Source organism: Streptococcus sp. 5346 (assembly GCF_013277455.1).
Taxonomy (GTDB): domain Bacteria; phylum Bacillota; class Bacilli; order Lactobacillales; family Streptococcaceae; genus Streptococcus.
The window spans coordinates 136,087-149,358 of the sequence record NZ_VMMY01000009.1 but is presented as its reverse complement, the minus strand read 5'-3'; the positions used below and the strand labels follow the sequence as shown (position 1 = coordinate 149,358).

General features: G+C 41.4%; 8 protein-coding genes and 1 pseudogene. 3 read left to right on the top strand and 6 right to left on the bottom strand.

All coding sequences use genetic code 11. From position 1 onward, the window contains the following. Window positions 1-17: 17 nt before the first annotated feature. The 3 genes and pseudogenes from addA to HT732_RS06675 form a co-directional block, all read right to left on the bottom strand. On the bottom strand, window positions 18-3,668 hold the full coding sequence (addA, locus tag HT732_RS06685) for a helicase-exonuclease AddAB subunit AddA (RefSeq protein ID WP_173254403.1): 3,651 nt from the start codon (window positions 3,666-3,668) through the stop codon (window positions 18-20). Further along, complete coding sequence (gene rexB / locus HT732_RS06680; protein WP_173254402.1) at window positions 3,665-6,940, bottom strand: ATP-dependent nuclease subunit B; 3,276 nt, start codon at window positions 6,938-6,940, stop codon at window positions 3,665-3,667. Before rexB ends, addA begins: the two co-directional genes overlap by 4 nt. 129 nt (window positions 6,941-7,069) lie before the next feature. Further along, window positions 7,070-7,742 (bottom strand): annotated as a pseudogene (locus HT732_RS06675) (lysostaphin resistance A-like protein). A gap of 218 nt (window positions 7,743-7,960) precedes the next feature. Here HT732_RS06675 and HT732_RS06670 point away from each other — a divergent pair. From HT732_RS06670 to HT732_RS06660, 3 genes are all read left to right on the top strand, one after another. Then, window positions 7,961-8,770 (top strand): Cof-type HAD-IIB family hydrolase, encoded by an 810-nt coding sequence (locus HT732_RS06670; RefSeq protein WP_173254401.1) that lies wholly within the window; start codon window positions 7,961-7,963, stop codon window positions 8,768-8,770. 141 nt (window positions 8,771-8,911) lie between these two features. Then, window positions 8,912-9,820, top strand: coding sequence for an ATP-binding cassette domain-containing protein (locus HT732_RS06665; protein WP_173254400.1), 909 nt, complete (start codon window positions 8,912-8,914; stop codon window positions 9,818-9,820). 10 nt (window positions 9,821-9,830) lie between these two features. After that, window positions 9,831-10,583, top strand: a complete 753-nt coding sequence (locus HT732_RS06660; RefSeq protein WP_173254399.1) for an ABC transporter permease — start codon at window positions 9,831-9,833, stop codon at window positions 10,581-10,583. 39 nt (window positions 10,584-10,622) lie between these two features. Here HT732_RS06660 and HT732_RS06655 read toward each other — a convergent pair whose 3' ends face one another. The 3 genes from HT732_RS06655 to aguB form a co-directional block, all read right to left on the bottom strand. Continuing rightward, window positions 10,623-11,501, bottom strand: coding sequence for a HAMP domain-containing sensor histidine kinase (locus HT732_RS06655; protein ID WP_173254398.1), 879 nt, complete (start codon window positions 11,499-11,501; stop codon window positions 10,623-10,625). Then, window positions 11,498-12,199 carry a response regulator transcription factor gene (locus tag HT732_RS06650; protein WP_173254397.1) on the bottom strand — a complete coding sequence of 234 codons (702 nt, stop codon included), beginning with the start codon at window positions 12,197-12,199 and terminating at the stop codon, window positions 11,498-11,500. Before HT732_RS06650 ends, HT732_RS06655 begins: the two co-directional genes overlap by 4 nt. 190 nt (window positions 12,200-12,389) lie before the next feature. Continuing rightward, window positions 12,390-13,265, bottom strand: a complete 876-nt coding sequence (aguB, locus tag HT732_RS06645; protein ID WP_173254396.1) for an N-carbamoylputrescine amidase — start codon at window positions 13,263-13,265, stop codon at window positions 12,390-12,392. Between the last annotated feature and the right edge of the window lie 7 nt (window positions 13,266-13,272).

The following is a 13,272-nucleotide window of genomic DNA, read 5'->3' as shown; positions in this document are numbered from 1 at the left end:
GAGGTCTCCTTTCTAGATTATACTTTTACAACTTGAACCTCGTCTTTACAGAGTAAAATCAAGTATTTGTCAATATTTTCAATCGAATAGGCACGAGATAAAGCCTCTCCGTATAGGGCTAACTGACCACGATAACGGTCTACGAGTTGACTTGGTTCATCATAGCGGTCTGTCTTATAGTCGAACAGAACAATTTTGTCTTCGTAAAGTAGATAGCCATCAAGGATACCACGGACAACAAAGTCTTCCTGACTCTTTTGGTCTCGTTTGAGCATGGAGAAAGGTTGCTCGCGATAGAGATGGTCGGTATTAGCAAGAATTTCCTGACCAAGTGCTGTGTCAAAGAATGCAAGGATTTTAGAAAGATTAATCTTGTCCCTGACAACTTGACTAGTTTGAACTTGTTTGAGAGTTTCTGCCAGGCTAGCAAGGGTTGGTCGCTGACTGAGGTCAATTCTCTGCATGAGTTCGTGGGTGGCACTACCAATCTCAGCTCCTGTTACCTTTTCTTTGGTTGAAAAATCTGGCAAATCAAAGCTGATTTTCTTGGATACTGACTGGCCTTGACTTGCAATCTCGACACCTTCCATATCCATAACTGGTTCGTAGAATTTCTTGATTTGACTTGGGGTTTGAACACTAGGTAACTCAATGGCTGCGCGATGAAGAGTATTATAAACTTCCACTTCTTTCAGCATTTCAAGAGCTTCTTTAATGGTTTCTGACTGACGATTGTCTGCTTGGGAGCTATCTTGGAGAGGACTCTTGTTTTCCAATTCTCCTATATCTTCTCTAGTTAGCTGATCTTCGCCAACAAAACGATAGCTAAAGTTGAGATTGTCCTTGGCAAACACTTTGCTGATAGCCCACACCCAATCTTGGAAATTCTTGGCTTGGAGTCTAGTACTGCTATCTAGTTTTCCATTTTTAGCTGCTGGGTATTCCTTGGCTTCCAGCTTTTCACGAGATCCCTTGCCGACAAGATAGAGCTTTTTCTCAGCCCGCGTCATGGCAACATACAGCAGACGCATCTGCTCAGAATAGCTTGCCAGCTGTAATTCCTCTTCATTCTGCCTATAAGTCAGGCTAGGAATAGAGAGCTTGATGGTTTTCGGATAGTGAGTTTCCACTGCTCCTGTCCCCATCTTGGCAATGTATTTGACACCTAGTCCATTTTTACGGCTGAGAATGACTTCGGACATGCTGTCTTGCTTATTGAAGTCCTGATCCATATTGAGGATAAAGACGTAAGGAAACTCCAGCCCTTTACTCTTGTGAATGGTCATGAGTTCTACAGCATCCTTGGGCGGTGCGACAGCCACGCTCGCAAGATCGTGCTGGGCCTCTAAAACTTGGTCAATCATACGGATAAAACGAGACAAGCCCTTGAAATTGCTCTTTTCAAACTGATCAGCACGCAGAGCTAGGGCATAGAGATTGGCCTGTCTAGCAGGACCATTTGGCAAAGCTCCAACATAGTCATAGTAAAAACGGTCGTTGTAAATCTTCCAAATCAGGTCATATAGGGAGTGGATTTTGGCATACAAGCGCCAAGAGGCTAAGATATCCATGAATTGCTTTAGTTTCTCAGCTAGAGCTGAGTGAATCAAGACTTTTTGGCTACTTACCTGTTTTTGAGCATTTACTAGTTTCTCATAGAGATTTTCGTGGACTTTATCCTCTGCTTTCTGAAGAGATAAACGTGCTAACTCGTCCTCATCAAATCCAAACATAGGAGACTTCATAAGGGCAACCAAGGCATAGTCTTGCAGGGGATTGTGAATGACACGAAGGGTGTCTAGCATGACTTGCACTTCTAGGGATTGGAGATAATTGTTCTGCTCTCCGTCGGTTTTGACAGGAATCCCGTACTCAGACAGGGCGAGGAGAATCTGGTCATTGCGACTGCGGCTGGAGGTCAGAAGGGCAATTTCTTTAAAGGCAACACCTTGTTCCTTATGGAGTTTAAGAATTTCCTTGATAACTAAGCGCATTTCGCCTGTTAGTTTCGTCTCTGTCTGACCCTCTTCTTCCTCACTTGTGTCATCCTTATCGTAGAGGAGAAATTCTGCCTTGTTGTCTGGATTGGGAGTCAGTTTGGTATTGGCAAAAACAAGCTGGTGCATGTTATCATAGTTGATTTCTCCGACTTCTTGGTCCATAAGACGTTCAAAAACATCATTGGTTGCTGAAAGCACTTCTGAACTACTACGGAAATTTTCCTTGAGGAGAATCAGCTTGCCCTCTTTTGGATTTTGCGCATAGCGTTGGAATTTCTCATTGAAAATCTGGGGATCTGCCTGACGGAAACGGTAAATGGACTGCTTGATATCCCCCACCATAAAGCGATTGTGACCATTAGACAGCAATTCCAGCATCCGTTCTTGAATGTGATTGGTATCCTGATACTCATCAACCATGACTTCGTGGAAGCGCTCCTGATAAGCCTCACGAACTTGCGGGAAATTTTCTAAAATCTCAATGGTATAATGGCTGATATCAGCGAATTCAAAGGCATTTTCCTGGCGCTTACGTTCACGATAAGCCTCCACAAAATCGCTCATAAATGTTTGGAAAGTCTTAGCTAGTTCCCAGGTCTCTCCATGATAACGTTCTTGATAGTCGAGAATGGTTATCTGGTCTGACAGTTGTCCTAGTTTAGCAAACTGGGTCTTTCTCTCTTCGTTATAGGCATCGGCCAGTGGCTTCAAATCAGCCTTACGGCTGGCATTCGTCAGAGCTCGACCGTTTTTCTCTTTTGAAATGGCGACAACACGCGCAAGCACTGCTTGATAAGCCTGACTATCGGACTCCTGATTCAATGAGCCAATTTCATCCAGAATCAGCTGGACATTTTCTAAATAGGCAGCCTTGGGAAACTCCTTGGCATCGTTATTCAGATGGTAACGGAAAAAGCTTTCCAAATCCCAAAGGGCTTGCTGGATTTGCTCAGTCAGTTTTTCTTTTTCACTGGTAAAATCAGCTTTTTCAAAGCCTTTGAGGAAAGATTCACTCAGCCATTTCTGAGGATTGCTGGTGGATTGGAGGAAGTCATAGATTTTATAGACTTGCTGGCGCAGCCCCCGTTCATCCTTGCCACGTCCAGCAAAGTTTTTCAGCAAATGACTAAAGTTCTTTTTATACTTACCTTGGTAATGGGCTTCAAAGACCTCATGAAAGACTTCATTTTTTAGAAGGAGTTGCTCGCTTTGGTTTTGTAAAATACGGAAATTAGGTGCAATATCAATCAGATAGCCATGTTTGCCAAGGAATTTTTGTGTAAAAGAGTCCATGGTTCCGATAGCTGCGTTGGGTAGGTCTGCCAACTGACGTCCCAAGTGTTGTTTGAGCTCGACATCACTACTTTCTTGGATTTGTTGGCTGATTTTTTTCTCCAAACGTTCCTTAAGCTCTGTAGCAGCCTTGACAGTAAAGGTTGAGATAAATAGTTGAGAAATTTCGACACCACGCGCCAATTGATCTAGAATGCGCTCTGCCATGACAAAGGTTTTACCAGAACCAGCCGACGCTGAGACAAGAATATTCTGACCAGAAGTATAGATGGCTTCAATTTGCTCGGCAGTTTTCTTTTGTTCCTTGCTCGAATGCGCTTCTGCTTCTTGCAGTTTTTGAATCTCCTCCTCACTTAAAAAGGGAATAGGCTTCATCGTTTCAACTCCTTTCTCATTTTTTCAAACCAGGCTTGTTTAAGTTTCTCTCCGACCAGACGCTTGCCATCAGCTAAGTCCAACTTTTCTAGGAAACGTGCTTGGCCCAAGTGGTAATTGGCTTCAAATCCTGTGATGGCTTGATGTTGCTGAACGTAGGGGGCAATACTTCTGCCATTTTCGGTATAAGGATTAATGGCGAACTGGCCTGCTAAAATTTTCTCAGCTGCTTTCTTGTAAAGTTGGGCATTGTAGTCCAGTAGGAGCTGGAATTCCTCATCCGTCAGCTGATTAGCCTTGTTTTTGTTATAAAATTCACCCAAATGACTGCTTTCTTTTTCTAAAAAGAGTCCTTGGTATTTCATTGACTTGCTAACTTCTACTACTGCACCTGCCAGACTTTTAACGGCCATCAAAGATTGGACAGGCTCAGCCATTTCCAAATACATGGCACCGAAAAAGTTGTTCTCTCCTTCCCTTTTTAGGGCAGCTAGATAGGTTGGCAACTGGGAATTGAGCCCATTAAAGAAATGAGGAAACTGGAACTGAGTCAGACTGGATTTGTAGTCTACCACTCCTATCGCCCCATCAGCTTTCAAGCGGTCAATGCGGTCAACCTTGCCTCGTACAAAGACACTGCGTCCATTGTCCAATTGAATAAAGGCTTGCTCTTTCCCACCGAAATTCGCTTCCTCCTTGATGGTTTCGATGGCTGGATTGTGTCGGAGAATATGTCCAGTCGTTCGTGCAACATCAAGCAGAACTTCCTTGGTAAATTGGGCTTCTAAACTTTCTTGATAAATAGCTTCAAATTCGCGTTCTTGACTAGTTTCTTGAATAGCTTGTTCTAGACGGTTGTCAAAGGAATCTTCGTTAGGCAACTGCAAGGCACGTTCAAAAATGCGGTGCAAGAAATTTCCGTGACTACGAGCATCTGGACGCAAACGTAATTCCTCCTGCAAGCCTAACACGTAGCGGAGGAAATAACTGTATTGGTTCCGGTAAAACTCCGTCAAACCAGATGTAGACAGGTAAAACTCCTGATCAGCAGGATAGAGCGCTTGTAAGGTGTCTTTGGTCAACTGTTTACTGCTTGGGCTGGTTGGGAGGGCTGGATTTTCCAGACCTTGCTGTTCTAGTTTTTTACCCATCACACGCGCCAGAACCTTGACAAAGGTCAAATCTTGCTCAGTCTCACTCGTCTCGCCCTGCTGATGATAGGCAACCAGACTAGACAAAAGACTGTGATAGGACCCCATATCTTCCTTAGACAGCCCTTTGTGATTCATCCTCTTCTCTTTTCTGCTAAATCCAAAATGGACTAGCTCTTGAAGATAGGCTGACTCCTTACTTTCACTTTCATTAAAAAGGCTTGGAGCCGACAAGACCAACTGCTTACGAGCAGAATTGACCAAGGAAAGCATAGTATAGCGATTTTTCTTGAGGTTTTCACTGCTGGCAATCAGCAATTGCGCCCCATCTTCTGTCGCTTGGTTTAGTCTCTGTCTTTCTTCGTCTGTCAAAAGACTGGTGTTTTGCGCAATTTTGGGTAAATTGTCCTGAGTTAGCCCAATGGCGTAGACAAAGTCACCAGTCAGTGGTGCAATCAAATCGTAACTCTGCACCAGAACAGTATCCACTGTCGCTGGAATAGTGCGATACTGAGACAAACTCATTCCAGAATGGAGCAAGGCTAGGAAGTCCTCTAGACTAACCTGTGAACCAGCAAAAACAGTCGCAAATTGTTCTAAAACATGACAGAATGCCTTCCAAACCTCGGCTTGTCTTTCCTGTTCAAGAGCTTCCATAGTGGCTGTCAAATCTTGTAACTGCTTGGTCACAGCTCCTTCTTTTAGAAAAGAGTTCCACTTTTGCAAGAGATTTTCAGCTTTCTGTTTTCGACTGGCAAAGAGAGTTTCAAGAGGTTCTAAAATTCTCAGGCGAAGGGCATTTAAACGTTCCAGATTAAATTTTCCATGGTGGGATTTGGTGAAGGTTTGCTGAAAGGCTGGCAAGCCATTGATACCAAGATAGCGGATATATTGCTCAAAAGCATCAATATCCGCTTGGCTAAGGTCACTATACAAACCTGTTCTGAGAAGATTTATCAAATCTTCTTGACGGAAACGATAGCGTTTTAAAGCTAAAATAGACTCGACAAACTGAGCTAAAGGGTGATGCGCCATGGATTCGCTTTTGCCTAGATAGAAAGGAATCTGATACTGGTCAAAAATCGTTTTTAGAGATAATTGATAAGAAGCTACATCCCCCAAGAGAATACGAAAATGCTTGTAGCTCAGGTCTAAGTTCTCATTTAATTTCTGACGAATGCTACGGGCTACCAACTCTAACTCTTCCTTTTGCGTCAAGCAAGACCAGATTTGTAAGTTTTCACGATCCTTCTCATCGACATCCAAAGTGAGTTCTGAAAAGTCGTAAGAAGACTCTAGCAAACGAGAGGCCTTGTCAAAGCTATCCATCTGCTCATGCGTTTGAGAACAATCCAGAGCAGGAGTTTGGTATTTAGCAGCTAAATGATGGAGAAACTCCACACTGGCTTGATAGAGATTGCCTTCAGCGAATGGACTGGTATAAGCTTTCTTACTAGCATAAGCCCCAATAACAATCTCAACACCCTTACCGTGAAGTAAGTCCACAATTCGCTCTTCCTCAGCAGAAAAACGGGTAAATCCATCAATGACCAAGGCGATTTGAGTAAAATCACTACTAACTTTGTTATTCTCAATAGCCGCAATCAATTGAGACAATTGACTTCCCTGAGCCAACTGCCCCTGATTGAGATAAGCCGTTACCTTCTCAAAAATCAAGAGTAAGTCTGCTCGCTTGTCCTCATCCGTCAAACTCTCCAAGTCCAAAAAATTCATCTGAGCTTTGGTCATCTCGTGGTAAAGCTCGATCAACTGCTGGATAAATTGAGGATCCTGCTTGATGGCACCGTATACTCGTAAGTTTTTGGGATCAAGTTCGGCAAGACATTTGTAAAAGGCCATCCCAAGACCAATGTCATCTAGACTGGTCTTAGCAGGTAAGTCATTCAAGACTAGGTAACGAGCCATTTGAGCAAAGCGCGTAACAGTAATCTCAAAAGAAGCATACTGGGACAAGCATTCCAGCACGGCGCGTTCCTTTTCAAAAGAAAGAGAGTTGGGGGCGATGTAGAAGACCCGCTTGCCCGCAACAACTAGCTCCTCCGCCTCTCTGGTTAGAATTTTAGTCAAAGAAGTCCGAATATCAGTATAAAGTAATTTCATCTCTGCCTCGTTGGAATTTTTCATTACCTTTTATTATACCATGATTAGCCAGCCAAGTCTGAAAATAATCAGTTCTTGTTCATCCGTTGAAAAGAAAATGCCGGAAAGTTCCGACATTGTTTTAGTAAGCTAACTTCCTGAAAATAGGAGTAACCACACATTCCAGAAGGCAGTGATATTGATGAGGATATGAACCACTATTGGATAGTAGAGAGTTTTTGTCATGCGATACAGTAGAGCTAAAATGAGACCTCCACTAGCATAAATGAAAAAAAGCAAGAGGTGTTAAAGCGAAATTGATATGAATATAACCGAAAATAATAGCAGAAAGCAAGATATCTCCGTACCAAGGCGAGTTTTTGAAAAAGGTTGTCATAAGCACACCGCGATAAATCAATTCCTCAGCAATAGGCCCGATGAAGCAAGCCATGAGCAAGAAATAGGGTAATTCCTGTCTCCCTATCATTTCTATCGTTTCATTCAAAGAAATTTGATTTGAAGACGAGGGTATGAAATAAGACAAGAGGAAGTCAGACATATACAAAGTGATGTAGCCCAGTAAAAGGTAGATAAAGTACCTCAACTGCCACTTGAAATGAAAAGTCTTCTTTCCTGCAAAAACTAGTAGATAGATAACTGCTGACAAAAGAACTCCACTCTCCATCAAAAGCAGAATCTGAAAAAATTCACGACTTGCTGGTAGATAGGGCTTTGCGAGGTGATTGAAAACTCTCCAAAACCAAGTTGATTTGTAAAAAATTAAGGACAATGCTAGTAAAATTTGAATAGCTCGTTTTTTCATATTAAATCCTCTGTTTTCCTTGACTAGATTATTGAATAGAATGGTTTACTTAACTGTATAACAAGTTTAGTATAGCATATCTTTTCGAAATATCCTCTTCAAATCATGAATTGTTATCAAAATATCCTAAACTGTAAAATCAATTAGCCCCAAGCTTTCTATCAATTTCTTCTCCAAAATATGCTATAATAATACCAAAAGATAAAGAAGGAAGTCTTATGATTAAACTACTAGCCTTGGATATGGACGGAACCCTCCTCAATGAAGCCAAGGAAATTCCACCAGCTCACATTACTGCTATTCACCAAGCTATTGATAAAGGTGTCAAACTGGTACTTTGTACGGGCCGCCCGCTCTTTGGTGTCCTCCCCTACTATCAGAAACTGGGACTTGATCTCCAGAATGAGTATGTCATTGTTAACAACGGTTGCTCAACTCACCAGACAAGTGACTGGGGGCTAGTTGACTGGCAAGAACTTAGTCCAGTTGACATTGAATACCTCTATGACCTAGCTGAAAAGAGCGATGTTCAGTTGACTCTTTTTGATGAGGAGCATTATTTTGTCCTCGGTGGCAAGCCTAATGAAATCGTTCAAAATGACGCCAAACTAGTTTTTTCAGACCTGACTGAAATTTCCCTTGAGGAAGCGACCAGTGGCAAGTATCGCATGTTCCAAGGGATGTTTTTGGGCACCAAAGAGCAAACAGATGATTTTGAAGAGCGTTTTGCTAAGGAGCTTTGCCAACGTTTTAGTGGAGTTCGTTCGCAGCCTGTTATTTATGAAGCCATGCCACTTGGAACGACAAAGGCTACTGCTCTTTCACGACTAGCAGATATTTTGAAGATTGATTCCTCAGAGATTATGGCTATGGGCGATGCCAATAACGATATCGAAATGCTCCAGTTTGCAGGACTTGGCATTGCAATGGGAAATGCCAGCGATTATGTCAAATCTCTTGCGGATGCCGTTACAGCAAGCAACGAAGAAGACGGCGTTGCGCGTGCCATTGAGAAATATATTTTATAATTAAGAAGCCCAGTTCGTGTCAACTGGGTTTTGATATTTAAGAATTCCTAAAACTTTAGAAACTCTTTAGAAATGCTTGAGCTTTCTTTGATTTCTATGCTTTATACTAAAATTATCAAAATAAATCAAAAGGAGAGAATCATGAAAACAGTAATTGACATTCATGGATTGTCCAAAAACTTTGACAAACAAGCTATCCTTCAGGATCTTCATCTAACGATAAGAGAGGGAGATATTTATGGACTTATCGGGAAGAACGGAGCTGGGAAAACCACCTTGATAAAAATCATTACGCAACTACTCTTTGCGGATAAAGGGACTGTTTCCCTCTTTTCTAGTCAATCGGAAAATGAGTGGACCAAGGCCCTATCTCGAGTAGGTTCAGTGATTGAATCACCTGTAGCTCATAATCACTTAACAGCCTATCAAAACCTGAAATATTACTGTATGATTCGTCATATTCCAAATGCTGATATAGTTATTCGAGAAATCCTGGACTATGTAGGTTTGGCAGATACAGGTAAGAAAGTCTTTCGTAATTTCTCGCTAGGAATGAAACAAAGACTTGGTATCGCCATTGCCCTCCTATCCAAACCTGACTTCCTGATCTTAGATGAACCTATCAACGGTCTCGACCCAATCGGTATCAAAGAATTTCGTCTGATGATTCAACGGCTCAATCAAGAACAAGGGATCACCATTCTCATCTCTAGCCATATCTTGTCAGAACTCTATCTCCTAGCTAATCGTTTTGGTATTTTAGATCAAGGCAAGATTATCCGTGAAATCAGCAAAGCTGAATTTGAAACACTAAGTGAGGATTATATTGTTCTTAAGACAGCTGACCAAGAGAAAGCTTGTCAAGTATTGAAAGAACAAATCCAGCTCCAGTTCAAGGTTGTCAATCCTGAGAATGAAATCCATATCTTTGGTCAGGAACAAGATGTCAAACAGATTCTTAAGGAATTAACCTTGGCAGATGTTGCCATTGACGAGATTTACTACGCCCGTCAAAACCTAGAAGAATACTTCACTCAATTGGTCGAATAGGAGGAAAATCATGATACATACCATTCAAGCAGACTTTTACCGTCTTTTCCGTTCCAAAGGATTCTGGATTACAGAGTTCATTCTCTTTGTACTCATGTTAATGGGCGCAACTGTAGGAGCTACGGGGCAACTGATGGCAATTCAGACAGAAGAGCCAGACATTCCAACCCAAGGTTGGGATGGTGTACAAGCCCTGATTAACGCATCTAGTCAAGGTTCAAACCTCGTTTTTCTCTGTATTGTTTTAACTTGTCTAGTTCTCGGTGTTGATTTAATCGGAAAGCTCTATAAAAATAGTTTGACAGTAGGGGTTTCTCGTACAGAGTTTTTCCTTGCCAAAGCCTTTGTAGTGGCTTGCATTGGACTTTCTCAACTCATCATCGGTCTTGTGATTGCCTTTATTCCAGCAACTATCTTAAATGGATTTGGAACTATGCCTGATGGCTTTATTGGCAATCTACTGGTAACCATTTTCCTTCAATTTCTTTGCCTCCTTGCTTGGCTTTCCATTGTTTCCTTTATTCTCTATGTTAGTCATTCTTATCTTGCGGTATTTATTGGTTATTTGGTCAGCTCTACCTTACTTTCTATGCCAATGATCATTTTTCCAACTATCAAATTTTTACCCTATTTGTCCTTACAATTTTCCTATGCTATGACTGCTAATAGTGAGTCAATTCTCTACACACTTATAGGTAGCTTAGCTGTTATTGTAATCTTTAATATAAGTGGATTGACAGTTTTCAAAAAGAAAAGTCTATAAAAAAGACCTCCTCTAGCCTACAGAGGAGGTTTATTTTCGTTAAAAGTAAATGCAAACCGATAACCACTGTCCATCTGTGCTTAGTTTCATCTCTGCACCGAGAAGATGACATAATTCCTCAGTGATATAAAGGCCTAAACCAGAGGATTCTTCAGTATCAGATAGATTTTCAGAATAAAAACGGTTGCTGAGATTTTCTATTTTTTTGATAGGCTGTTTAACAAGGTTTGCAATCTCTAAGACAAGCTGTTCCTTTTCCTTTCGCAAAGATAGACGTGCTTCTTCCTTGCCATGTTTGAGGACATTTCCAAGCAGATTTTGTAAAATTCTATCCAGCAAGTCTTCATCAGTTCTCATTTTCAGACCAGCTTCAACCTTAAAATCAAGCGTGATATTTGCCGCCTGAAAAACATCATAATAAGCCAGAGTCTTTTTGGTGATAAAAGCTGAAAAATCCACTTCTTGCAGTTTCGGTTTGACAGCTCCTTCCATCAAACGACGATATTCTAGGAGTGCCTCCAAACGTTTAGAAACTAAATCAAGATGCTGGGCTATTTTTTGTAAGGTTTCTGCTTTGTCTTCAGGAGACTTTATCAATTGTTGGGTGTAGCCTGAAGCGATAGTCAGAGGCGTCCGAATATCATGGGCAATATTGCTGATGGCCATATCCAGAGTCTGTTTTTCCCTTTTCATAACCAATCGAGATTGCTCTACTTCCTGAAATAGATTCTCAATCTGCTGGTAGAGATGTAAAAAATGTTTGGAAAAAATGCTGACCCCTACTCTTTTCATACTACCTGTAAGAATCTTGTCTTCAATCTGTTGACTCAGGCTCTTAAGAGCTAGATGGTAACGAATCAATGTAATCGATAAAATAATTAGGAGAACCAGTAGGCAAAAGATTATCATGTAGGTCATTGCTTGTCTCCTTTTAATCTTACCCCAACTCCCCAAATGGTTTCAATATATTCTTGATTTGGGTCAAGCTGGTTTAATTTTTTACGAAGATTACTCAAATGAGTATTGAGGGTATTATCTCCAGGTAGATAGCTATCCTCCCAGACCAATTCATAAAGTTCTTCTTTGGTGAAAATTTTCTTTGGATGTTTGAGGAGAGTTTGGAGAATCAAGCATTCTTTCTTGGCAAGGCGAATCCTTTCCTGGCTATTTTTAATTTCAAAACTTTCCGCATCAAACTGGATATTTTTCAAGTTTTGTGGCAGATTTTCAGTTTTTCCTATTTCCATAGGCTGTTTTTCTACGCTTTGACGTAATTGAACAGTAACTCTGGCAAAGACTTCGTCCAAATCAAAAGGCTTGACTATGTAATCATTGGCACCGTCTAAGAGGTATTGACTGATAAGTTTTTTATCGCTCAAAGCCGTTAGCATAATGACTGGAGTTTGACTTTGTTCCCTGATGGCTTTTAAAACCTGATCCCCATTTTTCCCAGGAAGCATGATATCTAGCAAAACGAGGTCAATCCCACCTTGGTCAAAACGCATGATTCCTTCAGTTCCTGAAAAGGCTTGAATTACCTCATGCTCCTCAGTAAGAAGTGTTCGCAAAATCTCTTGAATGTCACTATTGTCTTCAATAACCAATATCCTAGCCATAAATACCAACCTTTCTGCAACTATTATAGCATGTTTTATTGATAAAGCTTAAACAGAAAAGCTCCTCGCATCAAAGCGCGAGAAAGCCTTAGAGGATTAAAATATAAAATCCACTTGCTAGATGACCTAGTATCCCTATAGTTGCTAGTGAAAACGAGTCTAGCAGAATGAATCTCTCATTTCTCCCCTACTAGTCCGTAATGCGTTGATACATTTCGGGTCTTCTATCTCGAAACAAGCCCCAGTTTAGGCGTTCGCTTGCTCCCTTGTCTAGGTCATAAGTTACTAACAGAACAGCTTCAGCTTGTCTTTCAGCTTGCTCTAGAATAGCTCCTGTTTCATCCGTCATAAAGGATGAACCGTAGAAGTCAAGACTGGAACTCTGCCCACCATTTTCCTCACTTGGAGTGACTTCCTCCAAACCGTAACGATTGGCTGCAATAACTGGAACAATATTCGCTGCTGCGTGCCCTTGCATGGTACGTTGCCAATGACCACAACTATCTGTATCCAAAATCGGCTCTGAACCGATGGCTGTAGGATAAAAGAGCAATTCAGCACCATTTAACGTAAGACAGCGCGCTGTTTCAGGGAACCATTGATCCCAACAGATACCGATTCCAATCTTGGCATAGCGAGTATCCCAGACCTTGAAACCAGTGTTGCCAGGTGTGAAATAAAATTTTTCTTGATAATAATGGTCATCTGGTATATGGGTTTTCCGATAAACGCCCAGCACTTCCCCATCTGCATCAATGACGGCAATAGAGTTATACAAGACATTGCCATCTTTTTCATAGAAACTGATCGGTAGAACAACTTGTAGTTCTTTAGCAAGCTCCTTAAAATGCTGAATAGCTGTATTGTCTGTCACCGACTGGGCATGCTGGTAGTAGTCATACTGGCGTTCCTGACAGAAATAGGGACGTTCAAACAACTCGGGTAAGAGAATGATTTGTGCGCCTTGTTCTGCAGCCTGACGTACTAAACGTTCTGCTGTTTGAATATTTGTTGCCACATCCTTAGCGCATTGCATCTGAATGGCTGCAACTCTTACATTTCTCATCTTTTTC

Excerpts from the sequence above, each read along its gene's own strand:
- addA (WP_173254403.1), bottom strand. The coding sequence starts at position 3,668 with ATGAAGCCTATTCCCTTTTTAAGTGAGGAGGAGATTCAAAAACTGCAA.
- rexB (WP_173254402.1), bottom strand. The coding sequence starts at position 6,940 with ATGAAATTACTTTATACTGATATTCGGACTTCTTTGACTAAAATTCTA.
- HT732_RS06670 (WP_173254401.1), top strand. The coding sequence starts at position 7,961 with ATGATTAAACTACTAGCCTTGGATATGGACGGAACCCTCCTCAATGAA.
- HT732_RS06665 (WP_173254400.1), top strand. The coding sequence starts at position 8,912 with ATGAAAACAGTAATTGACATTCATGGATTGTCCAAAAACTTTGACAAA.
- HT732_RS06660 (WP_173254399.1), top strand. The coding sequence starts at position 9,831 with ATGATACATACCATTCAAGCAGACTTTTACCGTCTTTTCCGTTCCAAA.
- HT732_RS06655 (WP_173254398.1), bottom strand. The coding sequence starts at position 11,501 with ATGACCTACATGATAATCTTTTGCCTACTGGTTCTCCTAATTATTTTA.
- HT732_RS06650 (WP_173254397.1), bottom strand. The coding sequence starts at position 12,199 with ATGGCTAGGATATTGGTTATTGAAGACAATAGTGACATTCAAGAGATT.
- aguB (WP_173254396.1), bottom strand. The coding sequence starts at position 13,265 with ATGAGAAATGTAAGAGTTGCAGCCATTCAGATGCAATGCGCTAAGGAT.